Source organism: uncultured Phocaeicola sp., from assembly GCF_948499155.1.
GTDB classification, from domain to species: Bacteria; Bacteroidota; Bacteroidia; order Bacteroidales; family Bacteroidaceae; genus Phocaeicola; species Phocaeicola faecalis.
Genome location: NZ_CAOOSE010000010.1, coordinates 12,023 through 32,888, shown reverse-complemented (window position 1 = coordinate 32,888; position 20,866 = coordinate 12,023). Strand labels below are relative to the sequence as shown.

General features: G+C 43.5%; 19 protein-coding genes. 14 read left to right on the top strand and 5 right to left on the bottom strand.

What is annotated here, in order from left to right:
- Nucleotides 1-75: 75 nt before the first annotated feature.
- Nucleotides 76-1,971, bottom strand: a complete 1,896-nt coding sequence (locus QYT14_RS09375; RefSeq protein ID WP_288324684.1) for an AAA domain-containing protein — start codon at nucleotides 1,969-1,971, stop codon at nucleotides 76-78.
- Between the two features lie 171 nt (nucleotides 1,972-2,142).
- Between QYT14_RS09375 and QYT14_RS09370 the strand changes: the two genes are divergently transcribed.
- The 6 genes from QYT14_RS09370 (at nucleotide 2,143) to QYT14_RS09345 (ending at nucleotide 10,118) form a co-directional block, all read left to right on the top strand.
- Nucleotides 2,143-4,386: an aconitate hydratase gene (locus QYT14_RS09370; RefSeq protein ID WP_288324685.1), complete on the top strand. Its 2,244-nt coding sequence runs from the start codon at nucleotides 2,143-2,145 to the stop codon at nucleotides 4,384-4,386.
- Nucleotides 4,387-4,389: 3 nt separating this feature from the next.
- Nucleotides 4,390-5,535, top strand: a complete 1,146-nt coding sequence (gene icd, locus QYT14_RS09365) for an NADP-dependent isocitrate dehydrogenase (RefSeq protein ID WP_288324686.1) — start codon at nucleotides 4,390-4,392, stop codon at nucleotides 5,533-5,535.
- A gap of 12 nt (nucleotides 5,536-5,547) precedes the next feature.
- The gene (locus QYT14_RS09360) at nucleotides 5,548-6,891 is read left to right on the top strand and encodes a citrate/2-methylcitrate synthase (protein WP_237039225.1); all 1,344 of its coding nucleotides are present in this window, start codon (nucleotides 5,548-5,550) and stop codon (nucleotides 6,889-6,891) included.
- A gap of 320 nt (nucleotides 6,892-7,211) precedes the next feature.
- Complete coding sequence (locus tag QYT14_RS09355; RefSeq protein WP_288324687.1) at nucleotides 7,212-7,976, top strand: DUF1295 domain-containing protein; 765 nt, start codon at nucleotides 7,212-7,214, stop codon at nucleotides 7,974-7,976.
- Between the two features lie 27 nt (nucleotides 7,977-8,003).
- The gene (locus QYT14_RS09350; protein ID WP_237039227.1) at nucleotides 8,004-9,230 is read left to right on the top strand and encodes an NADH:flavin oxidoreductase; all 1,227 of its coding nucleotides are present in this window, start codon (nucleotides 8,004-8,006) and stop codon (nucleotides 9,228-9,230) included.
- 30 nt (nucleotides 9,231-9,260) lie between these two features.
- Entirely contained in the window at nucleotides 9,261-10,118 is an 858-nt protein-coding gene (locus tag QYT14_RS09345) for an SDR family oxidoreductase (protein WP_237039228.1), read from the top strand.
- Nucleotides 10,119-10,152: 34 nt separating this feature from the next.
- On the opposite strand, the gene QYT14_RS09340 is transcribed toward QYT14_RS09345, so the two are convergent.
- Nucleotides 10,153-11,085, bottom strand: a complete 933-nt coding sequence (locus QYT14_RS09340) for a DMT family transporter (protein WP_237039229.1) — start codon at nucleotides 11,083-11,085, stop codon at nucleotides 10,153-10,155.
- 84 nt (nucleotides 11,086-11,169) lie between these two features.
- Here QYT14_RS09340 and QYT14_RS09335 point away from each other — a divergent pair, with 84 nt between their 5' ends.
- Nucleotides 11,170-11,991: an AAA family ATPase gene (locus QYT14_RS09335; protein ID WP_237039230.1), complete on the top strand. Its 822-nt coding sequence runs from the start codon at nucleotides 11,170-11,172 to the stop codon at nucleotides 11,989-11,991.
- A gap of 21 nt (nucleotides 11,992-12,012) precedes the next feature.
- Complete coding sequence (locus QYT14_RS09330; RefSeq protein WP_237039231.1) at nucleotides 12,013-13,011, top strand: DUF4435 domain-containing protein; 999 nt, start codon at nucleotides 12,013-12,015, stop codon at nucleotides 13,009-13,011.
- A 3-nt stretch (nucleotides 13,012-13,014) separates the two neighbouring features.
- On the opposite strand, the gene QYT14_RS09325 is transcribed toward QYT14_RS09330, so the two are convergent.
- From QYT14_RS09325 to QYT14_RS09315, 3 genes are all read right to left on the bottom strand, one after another.
- A complete protein-coding gene (locus QYT14_RS09325) occupies nucleotides 13,015-13,455 on the bottom strand; it encodes a DoxX family protein (protein ID WP_288324688.1) in 441 nt (146 codons plus the stop codon).
- A 65-nt stretch (nucleotides 13,456-13,520) separates the two neighbouring features.
- Nucleotides 13,521-15,314 carry a mechanosensitive ion channel family protein gene (locus QYT14_RS09320; protein ID WP_237039233.1) on the bottom strand — a complete coding sequence of 598 codons (1,794 nt, stop codon included), beginning with the start codon at nucleotides 15,312-15,314 and terminating at the stop codon, nucleotides 13,521-13,523.
- Between the two features lie 109 nt (nucleotides 15,315-15,423).
- Nucleotides 15,424-16,074: an HAD family hydrolase gene (locus QYT14_RS09315; RefSeq protein WP_237039234.1), complete on the bottom strand. Its 651-nt coding sequence runs from the start codon at nucleotides 16,072-16,074 to the stop codon at nucleotides 15,424-15,426.
- Nucleotides 16,075-16,135: 61 nt separating this feature from the next.
- Here QYT14_RS09315 and QYT14_RS09310 point away from each other — a divergent pair, with 61 nt between their 5' ends.
- The 6 genes from QYT14_RS09310 to QYT14_RS09285 all read left to right on the top strand — a co-directional run bounded on the left by QYT14_RS09310 (nucleotide 16,136) and on the right by QYT14_RS09285 (nucleotide 20,719).
- Nucleotides 16,136-16,636, top strand: a complete 501-nt coding sequence (locus tag QYT14_RS09310; RefSeq protein WP_237039239.1) for a nitroreductase family protein — start codon at nucleotides 16,136-16,138, stop codon at nucleotides 16,634-16,636.
- Between the two features lie 17 nt (nucleotides 16,637-16,653).
- Nucleotides 16,654-16,914, top strand: a complete 261-nt coding sequence (locus QYT14_RS09305) for a 6-bladed beta-propeller (RefSeq protein ID WP_288324689.1) — start codon at nucleotides 16,654-16,656, stop codon at nucleotides 16,912-16,914.
- A complete protein-coding gene (locus tag QYT14_RS09300) occupies nucleotides 16,914-17,213 on the top strand; it encodes a 6-bladed beta-propeller (protein ID WP_288324690.1) in 300 nt (99 codons plus the stop codon). Before QYT14_RS09305 ends, QYT14_RS09300 begins: the two co-directional genes overlap by 1 nt.
- 129 nt (nucleotides 17,214-17,342) lie before the next feature.
- Nucleotides 17,343-17,594 (top strand): OadG family protein, encoded by a 252-nt coding sequence (locus QYT14_RS09295; RefSeq protein WP_237039240.1) that lies wholly within the window; start codon nucleotides 17,343-17,345, stop codon nucleotides 17,592-17,594.
- A gap of 27 nt (nucleotides 17,595-17,621) precedes the next feature.
- Nucleotides 17,622-19,484, top strand: a complete 1,863-nt coding sequence (locus QYT14_RS09290; protein ID WP_288324691.1) for a biotin/lipoyl-containing protein — start codon at nucleotides 17,622-17,624, stop codon at nucleotides 19,482-19,484.
- Complete coding sequence (locus tag QYT14_RS09285; RefSeq protein WP_288324692.1) at nucleotides 19,484-20,719, top strand: sodium ion-translocating decarboxylase subunit beta; 1,236 nt, start codon at nucleotides 19,484-19,486, stop codon at nucleotides 20,717-20,719. The genes QYT14_RS09290 and QYT14_RS09285 overlap by 1 nt, the downstream gene beginning before the upstream one ends.
- Nucleotides 20,720-20,866: the final 147 nt, after the last annotated feature.

Genomic DNA, 20,866 nt, shown 5'->3' with positions numbered 1-20,866 from the left:
ATTCGGAAATACAATTCCAATTTGTTGGCCACAAAGTTATTGAATTATATTGTTTCACAAAAGAATCTTACCTTTTTAATGAGTTTGTAACGAATAAATATATTCATATAACTTTTTATAGAACGGATGCTTAGTCAGTGTGGAAGCGTCTCCTAATATAATGAGTTTCATGCGTGCACGTGTAATTGCTACATTCATTCGTCGCAAGTCATTTAGAAAACCAATTTGTCCCTCTTCATTTGCACGTACTAAACTGATAAGGATAACGTCTCGTTCCTGTCCTTGAAAACCATCTACCGTATTGATGGTGATAAGGTGTCGGTAGGGTTTGAAGAAAGCATCTCGTTTTATCAGTTGACGGAGATATTGTACTTGTGCTTTATAAGGAGAAATTAATCCGACATCAATTCGTTCTTCCAGAAAACGGTCTTTACCTATTTTATTGATATAATTGGTAAGTTGGGAAATGGAGAGCGCTGCCTCTTCCTTATTGATGCGGCCGAAGCTTTCACCTACAAGCTCTTCGTTGCATTCCATTCCTTCTGTATTTATCCATTCTATCGGTGTGTCATAGTCCAATATACTCCGATATTTTACTTCGGGGGCTGATTTCAGTTCACCATGATAGAACCATTCTGATGAGAAACGCATAATTTCGTCATTCATTCTATATTGTACCTTTAATAAGGATACGGTGTCGGGCTTGTTGTCTGCAATCTCTTGCATCAGTGTCCGGTCTAATCCTCCTCGGGCTGCTTCCATACATTTTATGGTAGGGGGAAGCTGGCAATGGTCACCGGCAAAAATCACACGGTCGGCTTTGCGTATGGCAATCCAGCAGGCAGGTTCTAGAGCTTGTGCGGCTTCGTCTATGAATAAGGTACCGAATTTATGTCCTGTCAATATTCTGTTGGCGGAACTTACCAGTGTGCAGGCTATCACACGTGCTTCGCCGAACAGTGCTTCGTTGATGCGAATTTCCAGTTCGGTGGCACGATCTTTCAGTGAGTTGATTTTCAGTCGGATATTCTCACGTTCTGCTCCTTTGTGGGAACGTCTGTAGAGTTCGCGTATTGCTTTTCGGATACTCCATAATTGCGGATAATCGGGATGGCTCTCAAAACGGCGTTCATAGGTAAAAGCAAGCATTTTGTCATTGACGCGGGTGGGGTTTCCGATTCGTAATACGGGAACACCTCGATCGACCAGCTTTTCACTAATCCAATCGACAGCCATATTGCTCTGTGCACACACCATGACTTGATTTTCCCGATGAAGGGTTTCGTAAATAGCTTCTACCAATGTGGTAGTCTTGCCGGTTCCGGGAGGGCCGTGGACTATCGCAACATCTTTGGCATGCATCACTTTATTTACTGCTTCCTCCTGTGTATTGTTTAACCATGGAAAGCGGGTGAAGCCGAAACTGAAGGTTTCCGCCTTTTGATGGCCATGAAAAATCTCGCGTAACTCTGCCAGGCGATTTCCTTTTGCTTTGATGACTTGTCCCAACGCCTCGAACATCAACCGATAACTGGTTTCATCAAAATAAAGCTGTACTCCCAATTGCCATTCGGCTGACTGAATGCTGAGCAATGCATCTGCCGAGGGAAGAACGATTACCATTCGGTCTTCGTCCACGTAGTTGACAGTTGCCGTAAAATTGAAATAATGTAATTGGCCTGATGCATTTTGCGTAAAAAAGCATACCGGACGGCCGAACTCAAATACATGTTCTATGTCTTTGTCTTCTTGCCTTTCTATTTCTACAACCAGTTGGTTCAATGAGTTATAGTAACTCCTTCCTGCTGATATGGGATACCAGCACATACCCCGTTTCACTTTGCGGCCGATGCCCATTGCTTCGGTCTGTTGCCTGAAAGTTTCTTTTTCGTAATCATATTCTAACTTTAGCAACAACTCTTTGCGTTGTAGTTTGTTAATTATATTAGAAAGGGGTGTATGTTGGTTCATAATGATGCTTTTTTCTATAAGAATTGCAAAGATAATAATAATCTTCTAGTTAGGGCTTTATGTTTTATTTTGTTAAACGTATTATAGATTACACAAGAAATCGAATATTATCCTTATATTGCCAAAAATGAAATTAATTTAAAACTGTAATAATTATAAATAGTAGAAGGTATGGTATATGACTTGGACATGTTAAGAGCCTTTTATGCTTCTTTCGAAAAGAAGATAAGCCGGGTAAGAGCCGTGTTACAGCGTCCGCTGACATTGGCTGAGAAGATTCTGTATACGCATCTTTATGATGATGCCCAACTGAAGAATTATGAACGTGGTGAGGACTATGTGAATTTCCGTCCCGACCGTGTGGCTATGCAAGACGCGACGGCACAAATGGCATTGTTGCAATTTATCAATGCCGGAAAGAATTCTGTCGCTGTACCTTCCACCGTGCACTGTGATCATTTGATTCAGGCATATAAAGGGGCCGGTCCGGATATTGCGACGGCTACTGAAACCAATTGTGAGGTATACGATTTCCTTCGGGATGTTTCTTCGCGTTTCGGTATCGGATTCTGGAAACCGGGAGCAGGAATTATTCATCAGGTAGTACTCGAAAACTATGCTTTTCCCGGGGGAATGATGGTAGGAACGGATTCTCATACCCCCAATGCCGGCGGATTGGGAATGGTGGCAATCGGGGTCGGGGGAGCCGATGCTGTGGATGTAATGACCGGGATGGAATGGGAATTAAAGATGCCGAAACTGATTGGTGTTCATCTGACCGGGAGCTTGAATGGATGGGCTTCGCCAAAGGATGTGATTCTGAAATTGGCCGGTATCCTGACCGTGAAAGGTGGAACGAATGCCATTATAGAATATTTTGGAGAAGGAACTGCTTCTCTTTCAGCAACCGGTAAGGCTACTATCTGCAATATGGGTGCAGAGGTGGGAGCTACCACTTCATTGTTTCCTTATGATGACCGGATGGCTGTGTATCTGAAAGCTACCGGAAGGGAATCTGTGGCAGAGATGGCCGAAAATGTTGCAAATGATTTACGTGCCGATGCAGAGGTTGTTGCCAATCCTTCTGTTTTTTACGACCGTGTGATTGAAATCAATTTGTCCGAATTGGAACCTTATATCAACGGGCCGTTTACACCGGATGCCGCGACACCTATTTCAGAGTTTGCCGAAAAGGTCTTGGTTAATGGTTATCCGCGTAAGATGGAAGTCGGGTTGATAGGTTCATGTACCAATTCATCGTATCAGGATTTAAGTCGGGCCGCTTCCATTGCCCGTCAGGTAGCTGAAAAGCATTTGGTTGTGGCCGCTCCTCTGATTGTCAATCCGGGCTCTGAGCAGATTCGGGCCACTGCCGAACGTGACGGGATGATTGATGCTTTCCAAAAGATTGGGGCTACTATTATGGCGAATGCTTGCGGACCGTGTATCGGACAGTGGAAACGCCATACCGATGATTCTGCCCGTAAAAATTCGATTGTTACTTCCTTCAACCGTAATTTTGCCAAACGTGCCGATGGTAATCCGAATACACATGCATTTGTAGCTTCGCCCGAATTGGTATTGGCTCTGACTATTGCCGGTGATTTATGTTTCAATCCGTTGAAAGATACGTTGATAAACCAAGAAGGCGAGAAGGTGAAATTGAGCGTTCCCAAGGGAGATGAATTGCCGTCGGCAGGCTTCACTCAGGGTAATTCCGGTTATTTGGCTCCTGCCGGTGCACAGGTGGAAATTAAGGTGAATCCCGAATCACAGCGTTTGCAGTTATTGGCTCCGTTTCCGGTATGGGACGGAAAGGATTTTGCAGATATGCCTTTACTGATTAAAGCGCAAGGCAAATGTACTACTGACCATATTTCGATGGCAGGTCCATGGCTTCGTTTCCGGGGACATCTGGAAAACATTTCCGATAATATGTTGATGGGGGCTGTAAATGCTTTCAATGGCGAAACGAATAAGGTATGGAACCGATTAACAAACACGTATGAAAGTGTATCGGCTACGGCCAAGCAATATAAAGCGAAAGGTATCGGCTCTATGGTTGTTGCGGAAGAAAATTATGGAGAAGGTTCCAGCCGCGAACACGCAGCGATGGAACCCCGCTTCCTGAATGTGAAAGTAATTTTGGCGAAGAGTTTTGCACGTATTCATGAGACTAACTTGAAGAAGCAAGGTATGCTGGCAGTGACTTTTGTTGATAAAGCGGATTATGACAAGGTGCAGGAACATGACTTAATAACTGTCGGAGGTTTGAAGGAGTTTGTTCCAGGTAAGCATCTGACTGTGACTTTGCACCATGAAGATGGCACTCGGGACAGTTTTGAAGTACAACATACTTATAACGAACAGCAGATAGGTTGGTTCCGTGCCGGCTCTGCTCTAAATGCAAGATAAAAGATGAAAAAGACAGTACCTTATATTACAGGCGATGGAGTGGGAGCGGAGATTACTCCTGCTATGCAGTCAATTGTAGATGCAGCCGTGAAAAAGGCTTACGGCAACGAGCATGAAATAGAATGGCTGGAAGTGTTGGCCGGTGAACGTGCTTTTAATGAAACAGGATCATGGTTGCCGGAAGAAACGATGAAAGCTTTTCAAGAACATGGTGTTGGTATTAAAGGGCCGTTGACTACTCCGGTGGGGGGTGGTATCCGTTCTTTGAATGTGGCGTTGCGACAGACACTTGATTTGTATGTTTGTTTGCGCCCTGTACGTTGGTTTCGCGGGGTTGTGTCTCCGGTGAAAGAACCTCAGAAAGTGGATATGCACATTTTCCGCGAAAACACGGAAGATATTTATGCCGGTATCGAATGGGAAGCCGGAACGCCTGAAGCCGAAAAGTTTTATCGTTTCTTGCATGAGGAGATGGGAGTGACAAAGGTACGTTTCCCCGAAACTTCTTCTTTTGGCGTGAAACCTGTATCCAGAGAAGGAACGGAACGTTTGGTACGTGCGGCGTGTAAATACGCTTTGGAGCATGACTTGCCTTCGGTTACATTGGTTCATAAAGGAAATATTATGAAGTTCACCGAAGGAGGGTTTAAAAAATGGGGTTATGAAGTGGCGGAACGTGAGTTCGGAGAAGCGATGGCATCCGGCAAACTCATCATTAAAGATTGCATTGCAGATGCATTCTTGCAGAACACTTTGTTGATTCCTGAGGAATATTCGGTAGTGGCTACGTTGAATCTGAACGGAGATTATATTTCCGACCAACTGGCAGCGATGGTGGGTGGCATCGGTATTGCTCCGGGAGCGAATATCAATTACAATACGGGACATGCCATTTTTGAGGCAACTCACGGAACGGCTCCCAATATTGCCGGAAAAGATGTGGTAAATCCTTGTTCGCTCATACTGTCGGCAGTGATGATGCTGGAGCATTTCGGCTGGAACAAGGCGGCAGTACTCATTGTGAATGCATTGGAGGCCAGCTTTGGCGAAGGACGTGCCACTCATGATTTGGCTCGTTTTATGCCGAACGGAGTGTCACTTGGAACTTCTGATTTTACAAAAGAAATAATAGAAAGAATAAACTCCTAAAAACTCACGGATATGAAAAAGGAATACATTATTTATAAGCTCTCCGAGGAAATGAAAAATGCGACTCGGATTGAGAATGAACTGTTTAAAAAGTTTGATGTAAAACGCGGCTTGCGTAATGAAGACGGCACGGGAGTGCTGGTAGGACTGACAAAGATTGGCAATGTGGTGGGATATGAACGTATTCCCGGAGGAGGATTGAAACCGATACCCGGTAAACTTTTCTACCGTGGCTATGACTTGGAAGATTTGGCACATAGCATTATTAAAGAGAAACGCTTCGGCTTTGAAGAGGTGGCATATTTGTTGCTTTCCGGCCATTTGCCCGACAAGGAAGAATTGGCGTCTTTCTGTGAACTGATTAATGATAATACGCCGCTGGAGCAGAAGACTAAAATGAATATCATTGAGTTGGAGGGAAATAATATTATGAATATTCTGGCACGCAGCGTATTGGAGATGTATCGTTTCGACCCGCAGGCGGATGATACTTCGCGTGATAATCTGATGCGCCAGAGCATTGACTTGATTTCCAAATTCCCTACAATCATTGCCTATGCATATAATATGTTGCGTCATGCCACATACGGTCGTTCGTTGCATATCCGTCATCCGCGTGAAAAACTGTCCATTGCAGAAAATTTCCTGTATATGCTGAAACGGGATTATACGGAGCTCGACGCACGTACACTTGATTTGTTGTTGGTGCTTCAGGCAGAACACGGTGGCGGTAACAACTCTACTTTTACCGTACGTGTCGTTTCATCCAGCCGCACGGATACTTATTCGGCCATCGCCGCAGGTATCGGTTCGTTGAAAGGCCCGCTTCACGGAGGAGCAAATATTCAGGTGGCGGATATGTTCCATCATTTGCAGGAAAATATTAAGGATTGGACGAATGTGGATGAAATCGATACCTACTTTACCCGTATGTTGAATAAGGAGGCGTATGATAAAACCGGTCTGATTTATGGTATCGGTCATGCTGTTTATACTATTTCCGACCCTCGTGCCATCTTGTTGAAAGAATTGGCACGTGACCTGGCAAAAGAAAAAGGTAAGGAAGAAGAATTTGCTTTTCTGGAGTTGTTGGAAGAGCGTGCTATCGCTATGTTCGGAAAGATTAAGAATAATGGAAAGACGGTATCCAGCAACATTGACTTCTATTCGGGCTTTGTATATGAAATGATTGGTTTGCCACAGGAAATCTTCACTCCATTGTTTGCAATGGCGCGTATTGTAGGCTGGTGTGCACATCGCAATGAGGAATTGAATTTTGAAGGAAAACGTATTATTCGTCCGGCGTATAAGAATGTATTGGAAGAAATGGAATATGTGCCTTTGAAGCAGAGATAATGGCTGAAAAATAAGCCGGGATTTTTATGGGTGAAATCAATCTGCTTCCATCATGGATGAAAACGTAATGTGTCGGTTTCACTTGACAGGCAAGGGAATGTCAGCGGTTGAATATATGAAGTAACAATCTTTTTGGAATTGATGAGGAGAATATCCGGTGTATGGGCGAACACATGGGTCGCTTGTACGCCGGATGTTTTTCGTCAAATTCTTGTTTTTATAGTCTTTTCTCACAAAAACTAGCTAAATTCTTTCTCCTCTCTCGAATTTTCTTTAAATTTGTTAGTGACTAACTAAATCTAATAAAAGGAGGAACGAGTATGGAACAACAGACTTTTGAATTATTGCTTCTGACAATGACTGCATTAGCGGGTGTTGTATTTGTAGCCCTTTATTATGTGCGTGCCGGCTACGGTATGTTCCAAACTTCTAAATGGGGAATTTCCCTGAACAATAAAGTGGGTTGGGTATTGATGGAAGCACCGGTGTTTTTCGTCATGCTTTATTTATGGTGGAATAGTAGTGTGCGTTGCGACGCAGTACCTCTTGTCTTTTTTCTTCTCTTTGAATTGCATTATTTCCAGCGTGCATTTATATTCCCTTTCCTGATGAAAGGAAAGAGCCGGATGCCTATTGCCATTATGCTGATGGGAGTGGCCTTTAATGTGTTGAACGGTCTGATGCAAGGCGAGTGGCTCTTTTATATTGCCCCCGACGGACTTTACTCGGATGCATGGTTCGGCACTCCTTCTTTCTGGTCGGGAGTGGTTTTGTTTTTTGTAGGTATGGGAATTAATATTCATTCAGACAGTGTGATACGTCATTTGCGCAAACCGGGCGACACCCGCCATTATTTGCCACAGAAAGGAATGTACCGATATGTCACATCCGGTAACTATTTCGGAGAATTATTGGAATGGGTAGGTTTTGCCGTACTGACTTGTTCACCGGCTGCTTGGGTATTTGTATTGTGGACGTTTGCTAATCTGGCTCCCCGTGCCAATTCTATCCGTAATCGTTATCGTGAAGAGTTTGGAGCACAGGCTGTGGGTAGCAGGAAACGAATGATTCCTTTTATTTATTAACTGATTGGACTATAAATTATAAAAGTCATGATAGATTCTAAACTATTTACTTCGGCATCCATCGGACCGCTTACTTTGAGAAATCGTACCATCCGTTCGGCAGCTTTTGAAAGCATGTGTCCGGGCAATGTACCTTCACAGCAATTATTGGATTATCACCGTGCAGTAGCGGCCGGAGGGGTAGGAATGACCACAATCGCTTATGCTGCTGTGGCTCAAAGCGGTTTGTCTTTTGATCGGCAGTTGTGGATGCGTCCTGAAATAGTGCCGGGGTTGAAAAAGATAACTGATGCCATTCATAAGGAAGGTGCGGCAGCCGGCATTCAGCTGGGGCATTGTGGAAATATGTCTCATAAAAGTATTTGTGGGGTAACTCCTGTAGGAGCTTCTTCCGGTTTCAATCTTTATTCGCCTACATTTGTGCGCGGTTTGCGTAAGGACGAACTTCCGGTGATGGCAAAAGCTTATGGCCGTTCTGTCAATTTAGCGCGTGAAGCCGGTTTTGACGCAGTGGAAATTCATGCCGGACATGGATATCTCATCAGTCAGTTTCTTTCTCCTTATACCAATCATCGTAAAGATGAGTATGGTGGTTCATTAGAGAACCGTATGCGTTTTATGGATATGGTTATGAACGAGGTGATGCAGGCTGCAGGTAGTGATATGGCTGTATTGGTGAAAATGAATATGCGTGACGGTTTCAAGGGAGGCATGGAGATAGACGAAACAATGCAGGTAGCCAAACGATTGGTGCAGGATGGTGCGCAGGCGTTGGTGCTGAGTGGAGGTTTTGTTAGCAAGGCTCCGATGTATGTCATGCGCGGCGAGATGCCTATCAAGACTATGACTCACTATATGGACTGCTGGTGGTTGAAGTATGGAGTCAGGCTGGTAGGTAAATGGATGATTCCGACTGTGCCTTTCAAAGAAGCCTATTTTTTGGAAGATGCCTTGAAGTTCAGAACCGAAATCAAGGATATTCCGTTAGTATATGTCGGCGGATTAGTCTCGCGTGAAAAGATTGATGAGGTATTGGATTATGGTTTTGAATTTGTACAGATGGCACGTGCTTTGCTCAATGAACCCGGTTTTGTCAACCGTATGCGTGAAGAGGAGAAGGCGCGTTGCAACTGTAAGCATAGCAACTATTGTATAGCACGGATGTACACTATCGAGATGGCTTGCCACCAGCACTTGCGGGAAGAACTGCCGGCTAGTTTGAAAAAAGAGATTGAGAGATTGGAGAAGAAATAAATATGTATATATAAAAGCAGGAGTGGAAAAATGAGTAAATTAGCTGTTATAACCGGTGCCGATGGAGGAATGGGAAAGGAAATTACCCGTGCTGTAGCCGGAGCAGGATATCATGTCATTATGTTGTGTTATACTCTTTTTAAAGGAGAGGAACGTAAGAATCAGATGATATTGGAAACAGGAAACAAGGAGATAGAAGTACGTCAGGTTGATTTGTCTTCTATGGCGTCTGTTATCAATGTTGCGGACGGACTGTTGGGACGTGGAAAACATATTGATCTTTTGATGAATAATGCCGGAACAATGAGTACTCATTTGATGCAGACTGAAGACGGGCTGGAAAGAACGGTGGCGGTGAATTATGTTGCTCCTTTTCTTTTGACTATGAAATTATTGCCTTTGATGGGGAAAGGGAGCCGTATTGTCAATATGGTTTCGTGCACTTATTCTGTAGGGCATATTACGCCCGATTTTTTTTCGCGCGGAAAGCCTGGCAGCTTTTGGCGCATTCCTATTTATAGCAACACCAAGTTGGCTTTGTGGCTGTTTACGCGCGAACTGTCGGAAAGAGTGAAGGATAGCGGGATTACAGTTAATGCCGCCGACCCGGGAATTGTTTCTACCAATATCATTCGTATGGATATGTGGTTTGATAAACTGACGGATTGGTTTTTCCGCCCTTGTATCCGTACTCCCAAAGAAGGGGCGGCAACAGCTATTCACTTATTGCTGGATGAAGAAGTGTCGGGAGTGACCGGACAATTATTTGCTTCTTGCAAACCGAAGAAAGTGAAGGATAAGTTCATGAACCATCCGCAGGCCAAACAGCTTTGGGAAGACACGGAGAAATATATAGAGCAACTTCGCTTGGAAGAGTCAATCATATAATTCTCCGGTAGAGGGAGGGTGTTTGTGACAGCCGTTATTCCCTGTTTTTTTGAGCCGCCTGTTCAGCCAGCATCTGTTCGCGGCTCTTGCTTTGAGTGACAATATATACTCCTAAGAAGACCAATACGACGGCCAGTCCTTTTGCCAGTCCGAATGTACCCATTCCCAATAAAATAGAGACGGAAGTACCGACAATCGGTTGTACGTAATTATACATACTGATAACAGTCGGACGCAATGTCTTTTGTCCTATCATCATTAGAATATAGGCAAAGAATGTGCCTCCCAAGATAACAAAGATGACGCAGCCCCATGTGGCGGGGGATATCTCGTTGAATTGAACGGCCGATACTTCGTGATAAGAGAATGGAATAAAACAGATGGCGGCATACGTGAACATCCATTTCATCAATGTGAAGATATTATATCTGCTGATAAGTCCTTTAAAGATAGCCAGATAAAAAGAAAAACTTATCTGGGCCGCCAGACACAACAAGTCTCCCGGGATACTTCCGGCGTTACTGTCCGTAGAGCCTTGGCTGCTCATAATCAAGGTTAAAGCCCCAATAGAACCTAAAAAGATGCCGATTACTTTCTTTCCGGTCACCGGTTCTTTCAAATAGACGGCTGCAACAATCATGGTTGCAATTGGGGCGGTGGTGGTCACGATGGAAGCGTCGATGGGAGAGGTGAGCGATAACCCGAAGGTAAAGCAACCTTGATTAAATACGATACCCAATAGTCCGGCAAAGAACAACATCATCAAGTCATGAGACCTTACTTGTTCTTTGGGTGCGAAAATAGATGCAATCCAAAAACAGACTGCGCCTCCCGTCATCCGAAAAGTTGCCAGTGAAAGTCCTGAAATTCCGTTCTCTAAAGCCGTTTTGCCGATGGGTGACATTAATCCCCACATTATGGCAGCGCCCAGCAATGCCAAATGTCCTTTATACTTCTGAATAGCCATATCTTTTTTACCTTAAATAACAGTACAAATGTAGGCGTTTCTTTTTATATTTTCTATCTTTGCTTTATAGTAAATTTATATAAAATGAAAAAGCAGGCTGATTATATTAAGCGTATCGAGATTAAGCGGTTGTGGGGACGTAAGGATATCTCGTGGGAACTTCGCCCTGATGTTAACATTTTGAGTGGGGTGAATGGAATCGGTAAGAGTACTATTCTAAACAGGTCTGTAAATAGTTTGAGCGCTTTGGAAGGGGGAGCTTTAAGTAATGGCTCGGCACCGGGTGTACATTTTGTCTTTTCTCCCGAAGACGCAACTCAAATTCATTTTGATGTTATCAGAAGTTTTGACCGGCCGCTGATTCATTCCGAATTGCTCGAAAAGATGGCAGATAAGAATGTGAAGACAGAACTGGACTGGCAGCTTTATCAGTTGCAACGTCGTTATCTGGACTATCAGGTGAACATAGGAAATCGTATCATCGAGTGTCTTACCTCCGGTAATCCCGAAGACCAAATGCGTGCTGCCCAAATGTCTTATCCTAAAAAGAAATTCCAGGATTTAATGGATGACCTTTTCGGAGAAACAGGAAAGAAAATCATCCGTCAGAGTAATGAGATTTTGTTTGAGCAAGACGGTGATACGTTATATCCCTACCAACTCTCTTCGGGAGAAAAACAGATATTGGTTATTTTGCTCACTGTTTTGGTACAGGATAAGCGGCATGGGGTATTGTTTATGGATGAGCCTGAGGTTTCCCTTCATGTTGAATGGCAGCAGCGTCTCATTTCATTGATTCGTGAATTGAATCCCAATGTACAGATTGTACTCACTACTCATTCGCCGGCTTTGGTCATGGACGGATGGCTTGATGCCGTTACCGAAGTGAGCGACATAACACAATGAATTTAACTAAACGACACGACTATGGGAAAGAGATTATCCGACAACCTTTCTTCTTTATATATCGGTGCAGCGAATATGTTAAAGCCCAAAAAGGCAAGACGGAAAATCGTGGCTTATGTTGAAAGTTACGATGATGTTTCTTTTTGGCGTACCTTATTGGGAGAGTTTGAAGATGATACTCGTTATTTTGAAGTGATGCTTCCTTCCAAAACCACTTTGGCAAAAGGCAAGAAATCTGTATTGATGAATGAACTGGGTGCACAGCTGGGACAGAATATGATTGCCTGTGTAGACAGTGATTACGACTATTTACTTCAGGGTGCTACGCATACTTCCCGCTATATTATCAATAATAAGTATGTGTTTCATACGTATGCATACGCCATTGAAAACTATCAGTGTTATTCGGAAGCTTTGCATGAAGTGTGTGTCATGGCTACTTTGAATGACCATCCGTTGGTAGATTTTGTTGCCTTTATGAAGATGTATTCACAGATTGCTTACCCGCTTTTTATTTGGTCGGTATGGTTTTATCGGAAACATATATTATCCGAATTTTCATTGCTTGACTTTTGTTCGTTTGTCAAGTTGGATCAAGTAAGTGTTTATCGGCCCGAACGCAGTTTGGAAAATATGGGCCGGCGTGTAAGGCGGAAATTACAGGAGCTGGAACGTCGTCATCCCAAGGCGATAGGGGAGATAGAAGCTATGAAAGAAGAGTTTGCCCAATTGGGTGTCTATCCGGATAATACTTATATGTTTATTCAGGGACATCATATCATGGATAGTGTGGTGATGAAGTTGCTGACACCTGTCTGCAATGTTCTCCGTCGTGAGCGTGAGGCGGAAATTAAAGAACTTGCCGAGCACGATATGCAGTTCCATAATGAGCTGACAAGCTATCAGCGCCGTCAGTTAGGAGTTGACATAGTACTCCGCAAGCATACGAGTTACAAAGAATCTCCGCTTTATAAAAGGCTGGAAGATGATATCAGACGCTTTTTAAAGCATATTAATTAATACTTATCTGTTGGTTTTCGAAATAGCCTTGGCGATAAAGTGGTCGATAGAATACTTGCCGGGTCCGGCTATGTACATCAGAACAAATACCACAAGATAGATAAATGCCAGCTCTTTGACAGAGAACGGGTCATTACCGTGAATCACAAAAAATGCCATGCTCATTGTGAAAATCATGGGAATCATAGCAAGGCGGTAAAGGAATCCGAAGATAAAAGCCAGTGAACAGGCCAGTTCGCCAAAAATAGCCAACATGAGAGACATTTGGCTTCCTACTCCCAAAGGATCCGGGAAACTTCCACTCATAGCATCGAAGTTTGCCCATTTCTGCACTCCGTGTGACATCAATAATACACCGAATAAAATGCGTAATGCCAATAATAGTAATGACATGGCTGTACCATCCGGTTTTGAGGGAAATAAGAATTTATAAATAACAGACATAAATTGCTCTTTTAAAGTTTATACTATTTATCTATAAAAACGTAAAAAACGGATAATTGTTCATTTTATTCTTCGGCTGTTTCTTTAGGGATGGTTATTTCATTACCATCTCTTGTGGCAACATAGTGGGGAGACATAATCTCAATGCCTGCCTTATTGAAATAATCCTGTATGTTTTGGTGCAAATCAGAGTAGATGATGGCCATCTTGTCCGCATCCTTTATATAGGCATTGACCTGATAAACCGGATACCAATCACTTAATGATGTTTCCAGCACAAATGGTTCAGGATTGGCCTGTATTCCCGGAGTGGCCAAAGCAGCATCAATAAGTAGCTGATGTACTTTCCTCCAAGGTGCATCATAGCCGATGGTCACTTCCGAATGAATGATTAGTCCGTATGTTCTTGCTGATGCGCTATAGTTGACGGTATGTGAGGACATGATAAATGAATTGGGTATCGTCACCACTTCATTTTTCGGTGTACGGATTCGGGTTACGAAAGCCGTTTTTTCTACCACATTTCCTGTTGTCTCGTTCAGCTTGATACGGTCTCCCAATTTGAACGGCCGCATATAAGTAATGACAAACCCTGCAATGATGTTACCAATGACAGTACTTGAACCGAGTGAGATAATCAGACCGACAAATACTGAAATCCCTTGGAATACGCCGGAATCAGATCCCGGCAAGTACGGATAAATCATGGCTATCATAAAGGCATAGAGCAGGAACCGTATGATATGGAAAGTCGGCATAGCCCAGTCGGGGTAGAAACCGTTTATTTTCAGCCTCTCAGAGTCAACTTCTGTTGCCAGATAATGCAAACCTTTTATCACATATCTGATGGCATAATAAATCACCAGTATGGTAAATAAATTAGGTACATAGTTCACTATATCTTTAAAGATTTCTTTTATGGGATTCCAAATATAGAATAATATTTTGTAAGCCAGATCTTTGGTTTGCGGAAAGATGGCAAACAGCATCGGGACCGTAATCAGCAATTGTAGGAAGACAAGAACATAGCGTACCATATTGGCAAAGAAAATCAAGAGATTCACCTGTTTCTGTGTGTCCAGTATTTCATAATTTTGGATAGAGACAGACTTTAATTTGGTGTCTTTTAATTGCTGTATCCTGACTTTGCTTTTCCGGTATAGCCAGAGCGTGATCCGGAAAAGCAGGTATTGGCCTGCCAGGACAAGGATAAAATAGAGAATGCGTTTACATAATTGTATAAAGCTATGCTCTTCGTGCATTGTTTTCAGCTTGTTTACAATAATTGTACGGACATGTTCTGCCAGTTGTTCGCGCGTACTGTTTTCCCATAATCCGTCTTGGTCAGTGAAAGAAACAATCACTTTATTGCCATACATGATATCCGAAACGATATCCGAGTTCTCAATATAAACGGAATCGGGATGCAGATTGAATTGTTCTCCTAATTCAGTGATGATGGCTGCATCCATTTCCGCTCTGGTTTGAGGGGTATATCCGCCCCGCTTGGTATATAGGTAGAATAAAGTATCTCCTTCCACTATAACCGGTACTCCCTTGGTCACTCGCCTCAGCGAATCGATACGCATTTTTTGCTGGGCCTGTTTCAGTGAATCAGCAGAGAAAGTTTCAAGCCTCAACTGCTCCATCTCAAGTCTCATATTGGCCTCGTTCAGACGTGCGGTCTCAAGTTCTTGCTGCATCTGTTTGATGCGGATAGAGTCCGAAGAGGTCGCAGAGGATATTGTTTGAGTGGAGTCACTGCCTAATATCTGTTGGATCGTTTCTTTTAATTGAGCTTTTGCTCCGGTCGTTATCAGTATAGCGAATAATATAATCAGTATTCTATTCCTTTTCATTTCATTTTTATTTAAAGCCGGTCAAACATACATATTATTTTCCATAAAGAGAAGTTCTTTGATGAAATGTTTTCACTATATCTGCTGTCTGTACATATTTTCGTCCGAATCAATTGAGCAATGGAATCAGTTCCTCTGCTTTTTCGATGATGTGTGCAGGATGAAGGGCTTCAAGTTCTGTTCGCGGTCTGAATCCCCAGGCTACTCCTACGGCAGTGACTCCGGCATTGTGCGCCGTTTGCATATCGACATTGGAGTCTCCTACGTACAGCACTTCTTCTTTGGCAACTCCGGCTATGGCAATGATATCATTTACAATAGAAGGGTCTGGCTTGGCAGGTATTCCTTCCCTTTGTCCCAATACTTCCACAAAATTTATTTCGGGGAAATAGTGTGAAATCAGCTTCCGTGTGGCAGCTTGATATTTATTGGATGCTACGGCTGTCTTTATTCCGCTCTTTTGCAAAGTCAGCAGTAGTTCCTCCATACCCGGATAAGGACGGCTTAAATCAGCATTATGCTTATCGTAATAAGGAACGAACTGAGAACGTATTTTTAAAATATTTTCTTCATTTCTTTCACTTTCGGGCAATGCTCGTTCAAACAGTTTGTTGATTCCGTTTCCTACAAAGAAACGGTAGGCATCCGTGTCATGAGTGGGATAGCCATAGTACTGTAAAGCTTGGTTGGTAGCGGCAGCCAAATCAGCTATTGTATTCAGCAATGTGCCGTCTAAATCAAATATCACAAGTTTCTTCATATTTGTATTTTTTTATCGGTGCAAAGTTAGTATTTTTGTCTGCAAACTAATAATAATGCTTATGAACTTTCTAGAATTAGTAAAAGCGCGCTATTCTGCCCGCAAATATGCCGGTCGTTCGGTTGAGACAGAAAAATTGGAGTATATCATGGAGTGTGTACGTTTGGCTCCCTCGGCAGTTAATTTCCAACCGTGGCGGTTTAAAATAGTCACAGATGAACCTACATTAAAGGCGTTGCAGCAATGCTATAAGCGTGAGTGGCTTGCCACAGCTCCCTGTATCATTGTGGCTTGCACAAATCATGAAGAATCATGGCATCGTCGTGCCGACAACAAAGATCATGCAGATATTGATATAGCCATTGCGGTGGAACACCTCTGTCTGGCTGCTACCGAGCAGGGTTTGGGTACGTGCTGGGTGTGTAATTTCGATGCTTCTCAGTGCAGCACTGTTTTAGGATTGCCCGAATATATTGAGCCGGCCGTTTTGATTCCTGTAGGATATGCTGAAGACGAACCGACAGAAAAGAAGCGAAAGTCTAAAGAAGAAATCTTATTTTAAGATGGACAACCAATACTATGAAACACCTTTTTATTCTTTCATTTTTGTTTTTGTTGGCATCCTGTTCCTCTTCTTCCAAACAGGAGGAGAGGAGGGTGCTACAGGTGTCTTTGGAGGAAACTTCCGTATCGGTAAAAGACCTGTTTACTAAGGTGGAGGTCATTCCGTTGGAAACGAATGACTCTTCACTGTTGGCACATATTGTCAGAGTGTGCGAAAGTAATGGCAACTATTATTTATTTCCGAAGATTATCCGACATACAATCATATCACACTGATGGTCTTTGACAGTCAGGGAAAGTATATCCGTTCTATCGGCAAAGTAGGACAGGGGTCGGAGGAATATCCTTGGCTGATTTATGATGCAGTCATCGATACTGGTAAATCTTACTTTTTTAAACAAACCGTCGAAGGCATCGGACTGAGGCCGGAACTGATAGCGGAAGATTATATGCTTATGCTGATGCCCACAGAAGAGTTGGAGAAATTGCTTTCGCTAGTGGGAGAGGAAGAGCAGGCTAAAATACTCCGGAGAGTAGAAGATGACAATCCATGTTTGGTGAAATTTCTATTTTGATTTCTACTAATTTTGCATATTTTTCAAACCCTTTATTATAAAAATAGAGCCGAAATGCCTAAATTTGAGCACTTTTTAGGCTTTGAATAACCTATAAGTGTAGTAAGTACTATTAATAACACTAGATTTATGGAGAACATAGGAGTTGGATTGATGCTGATGGTAGTTGGAATGACTACTGTTTTTGTCATACTACTCATTGTTATCTATCTGAGCAAGTACCTCATTACTATTGTCAACAAGGTAGCCCCCGAAGAAGCTCCCAAGAAAGTGCCGACAGTAGCTCCTACAGCCGATGCGGGAGCTATGGATGCTATTAAGGCGGCAGTAGAGATTTTGACGGCAGGTAAAGGTCAGGTGATAAAAATTGAGAAGCTATAATCCAAAAGAAAAACACATTTAAGGAAAATGGAAAGAGAAGTAAAATTTAGTCTGGTCTTCCGCGATATGTGGCAGAGCGCAGGCAAGTATGTGCCCCGCGTAGACCAGTTGGTAAAAGTTGCCCCGGCCATTATTGAAATGGGTTGTTTTGCCCGCGTAGAAACAAATGGCGGTGGTTTTGAACAGGTAAATTTATTGTTTGGCGAGAATCCGAATAAAGCAGTGCGCGAATGGACAAAACCCTTCCACGAGGCAGGTATCCAGACACACATGCTAGACCGCGCATTGAATGGTCTTCGGATGAGTCCCGTTCCGGCAGACGTCCGTAAATTATTCTATAAAGTAAAACACGCGCAAGGAACAGATATTACCCGTACTTTTTGCGGCTTGAATGATGTCCGCAATATTATCCCCTCTATCGGTTATGCCCATGATGCCGGCATGATTTCACAATGCTCCCTCTGTATCACTTTCTCTCCGGTACACACTGTGGAATATTATGTGAACATGGCCAAACAGCTTATCGAAGCCGGAGCTGACGAAATCTGTATCAAGGATATGGCAGGTATCGGACGTCCTGTCTCACTGGGCAAGATAGTAGCAGGAATCAAGAAGATAAAGAATATTCCCATTCAATACCACTCTCACGCAGGACCCGGTTTCAACATGGCTTCTATATTGGAAGTATGCCAGGCGGGTTGCGACTATATTGATGTCGGCATGGAGCCGTTGTCATGGGGCACGGGACATGCCGATCTCATCAGTGTGCAGGCTATGCTGAAGGATGCCGGTTTCAAAGTGCCCGAAATCAATATGGAGGCGTATATGAAAGTACGTTCTCTTATTCAGGAATTTATGGATGATTTCCTCGGACTATATATCAGCCCGAAGAACCGTTTGATGAACTCGCTCTTAATTGCTCCGGGGCTTCCGGGCGGTATGATGGGAAGCTTGATGGCCGACCTCGAAACAAATCTTGAATCTATTAACAAGTATAAGGCAAAACGCAATTTGCCGTTTATGACTCAAGACGAGCTGCTGATAAAACTCTTCAATGAAGTGGCTTATGTATGGCCGCGTGTCGGTTATCCTCCTTTGGTGACTCCGTTCAGCCAATACGTGAAGAACCTTGCCATGATGAACGTAATGGCCATGGAAAAGGGTAAAGAACGCTGGGGCATGATTGCCGATGATATCTGGGATATGATTTTGGGCAAAGCCGGCCGTCTGCCGGGCAAATTGGCTCCCGAGATTATAGAAAAGGCAGAACGCGAAGGCCGCAAGTTCTTCGATGGTAATCCGCAGGATAATTATCCTGACCAATTGGATAAATACCGTAAGATGATGCTCGAAAAGCAATGGGATAAGGGTCAGGACGATGAAGAACTCTTTGAGTATGCCATGCATCCGGCTCAGTATGAAGCTTATAAGAGTGGAAAGGCTAAAGAAGATTTCTTGGCGGATGTGAAGAAGCGCCGTGAAGAAAAAGCCAATGCGACGGCTCCAGCCGAAGCAGAGAACAAGACGAAGGTATTGACGGTGGATGTAAACGGCCAGCCCTATCGCGTGACGGTAGCCTACGGTGCCGTAGATCCTGCTACTCTCAATGCTGCTGCGGGAACTGCTCCGGCGGCTCAGGCTGCCGCTCCGGTGGGCGAGGGAAAAGATATCCTTTCTCCGTTGGAAGGAAAATTCTTCTTGGTAAAGAATGCACAGGAAACACCAAAGAAGGTAGGCGACAAAGTGGCAAAAGGAGAGGTCATCTGTTATGTGGAGGCTATGAAGACATACAATGCCATTCGTGCCGAATATGATGGAACCATCACTGCTGTTTGTGCAAACTCGGGTGATTCAGTGTCGGAAGATGACGTATTAATGAAGATATTATAATGGAAGATATATTTGCAAGACTATATGAAATGACTGCCTTCAGCAATATTATTGCCGAGCCGCAGTTCTTGATAATGTATGCCATTGCGTTCATCTTGCTTTATCTGGGTATTAAGAAGAAGTATGAGCCGTTATTGCTGATTCCGATTGCTTTCGGAGTATTGCTGGCCAACTTTCCCGGTGGTGAAATGGGCGTAATCCAAGCCGATGAAAACGGCATGGTAATGGTGAACGGGGTGATGAAAAACATTTGGGAGATGCCGTTGCACGAAATTGCACACGACCTCGGATTAATGAATTTCATCTACTATATGTTGATAAAGACAGGTTTCCTTCCGCCTATTATTTTTATGGGTGTGGGTGCTTTGACGGACTTTGGTCCGATGCTTCGTAACCTGCGACTCTCTATTTTCGGCGCTGCCGCACAGTTGGGTATTTTCACTGTATTGTTGGTAGCTATTTTGATGGGCTTTACGCCGAAGGAAGCTGCCGCACTGGGTATTATCGGTGGTGCTGATGGCCCGACAGCTATCTTTACTACCATCAAGTTGGCTCCTCATCTGTTGGGTCCGATTGCTATTGCAGCTTATTCCTACATGGCTTTGGTTCCGGTTATCATTCCTTTGGTAGTCAAACTGTGGTGTACCAAGAAGGAGTTGAGTATCAATATGAAAGAACAAGAAAAGAAATACCCTTCAAAGACAGAAATTAAGAATCTGCGTGTGCTGAAGATTTTTTTCCCGATTGTCGTTACTACGGTCGTGGCCTTGTTCGTGCCGAGTGCAGTGCCTTTGATTGGTATGCTGATGTTTGGTAATTTGGTGAAAGAAATCGGCAGCGATACCTCGCGTCTGTTCGATGCGGCATCAAACAGCATCATGAATGCCGCCACCATTTTCCTGGGACTTTCGGTTGGTGCCACCATGACTACCGAAGCATTCCTCAACTGGACAACTATCGGCATCGTGATTGGCGGTTTCCTGGCATTTGCATTGTCTATTTCCGGTGGTATTTTCTTTGTGAAGGTATTTAATCTGTTCACCAAGAAAAAGATAAATCCGTTGATTGGTGCATGTGGTCTGAGTGCTGTGCCGATGGCGAGCCGTGTGGCAAATGAAATCGCATTGAAGTATGACCCGAAGAATCATGTGCTTCAATACTGTATGGCAAGTAATATTTCGGGTGTAATCGGTTCGGCAGTGGCTGCCGGCGTGCTGATTTCATTCTTGGGATAAGTTTGTTACAAATTAGTATAAAGGGATTGTGTCAAAACGTGGATAATACTGTCGTTTAGTTCGTAGGGGCGAGGTTCGCTCGCCCGAAAACAGTTTACTTTGTGTCTTCGGGCAGGCAAACCCTGCCCCTACAGCTGACGATTGGAT

Excerpts from the sequence above, each read along its gene's own strand:
- QYT14_RS09375 (WP_288324684.1), bottom strand. The coding sequence starts at position 1,971 with ATGAACCAACATACACCCCTTTCTAATATAATTAACAAACTACAACGC.
- QYT14_RS09370 (WP_288324685.1), top strand. The coding sequence starts at position 2,143 with ATGGTATATGACTTGGACATGTTAAGAGCCTTTTATGCTTCTTTCGAA.
- icd (WP_288324686.1), top strand. The coding sequence starts at position 4,390 with ATGAAAAAGACAGTACCTTATATTACAGGCGATGGAGTGGGAGCGGAG.
- QYT14_RS09360 (WP_237039225.1), top strand. The coding sequence starts at position 5,548 with ATGAAAAAGGAATACATTATTTATAAGCTCTCCGAGGAAATGAAAAAT.
- QYT14_RS09355 (WP_288324687.1), top strand. The coding sequence starts at position 7,212 with ATGGAACAACAGACTTTTGAATTATTGCTTCTGACAATGACTGCATTA.
- QYT14_RS09350 (WP_237039227.1), top strand. The coding sequence starts at position 8,004 with ATGATAGATTCTAAACTATTTACTTCGGCATCCATCGGACCGCTTACT.
- QYT14_RS09345 (WP_237039228.1), top strand. The coding sequence starts at position 9,261 with ATGAGTAAATTAGCTGTTATAACCGGTGCCGATGGAGGAATGGGAAAG.
- QYT14_RS09340 (WP_237039229.1), bottom strand. The coding sequence starts at position 11,085 with ATGGCTATTCAGAAGTATAAAGGACATTTGGCATTGCTGGGCGCTGCC.
- QYT14_RS09335 (WP_237039230.1), top strand. The coding sequence starts at position 11,170 with ATGAAAAAGCAGGCTGATTATATTAAGCGTATCGAGATTAAGCGGTTG.
- QYT14_RS09330 (WP_237039231.1), top strand. The coding sequence starts at position 12,013 with ATGGGAAAGAGATTATCCGACAACCTTTCTTCTTTATATATCGGTGCA.
- QYT14_RS09325 (WP_288324688.1), bottom strand. The coding sequence starts at position 13,455 with ATGTCTGTTATTTATAAATTCTTATTTCCCTCAAAACCGGATGGTACA.
- QYT14_RS09320 (WP_237039233.1), bottom strand. The coding sequence starts at position 15,314 with ATGAAAAGGAATAGAATACTGATTATATTATTCGCTATACTGATAACG.
- QYT14_RS09315 (WP_237039234.1), bottom strand. The coding sequence starts at position 16,074 with ATGAAGAAACTTGTGATATTTGATTTAGACGGCACATTGCTGAATACA.
- QYT14_RS09310 (WP_237039239.1), top strand. The coding sequence starts at position 16,136 with ATGAACTTTCTAGAATTAGTAAAAGCGCGCTATTCTGCCCGCAAATAT.
- QYT14_RS09305 (WP_288324689.1), top strand. The coding sequence starts at position 16,654 with ATGAAACACCTTTTTATTCTTTCATTTTTGTTTTTGTTGGCATCCTGT.
- QYT14_RS09300 (WP_288324690.1), top strand. The coding sequence starts at position 16,914 with ATGGTCTTTGACAGTCAGGGAAAGTATATCCGTTCTATCGGCAAAGTA.
- QYT14_RS09295 (WP_237039240.1), top strand. The coding sequence starts at position 17,343 with ATGGAGAACATAGGAGTTGGATTGATGCTGATGGTAGTTGGAATGACT.
- QYT14_RS09290 (WP_288324691.1), top strand. The coding sequence starts at position 17,622 with ATGGAAAGAGAAGTAAAATTTAGTCTGGTCTTCCGCGATATGTGGCAG.
- QYT14_RS09285 (WP_288324692.1), top strand. The coding sequence starts at position 19,484 with ATGGAAGATATATTTGCAAGACTATATGAAATGACTGCCTTCAGCAAT.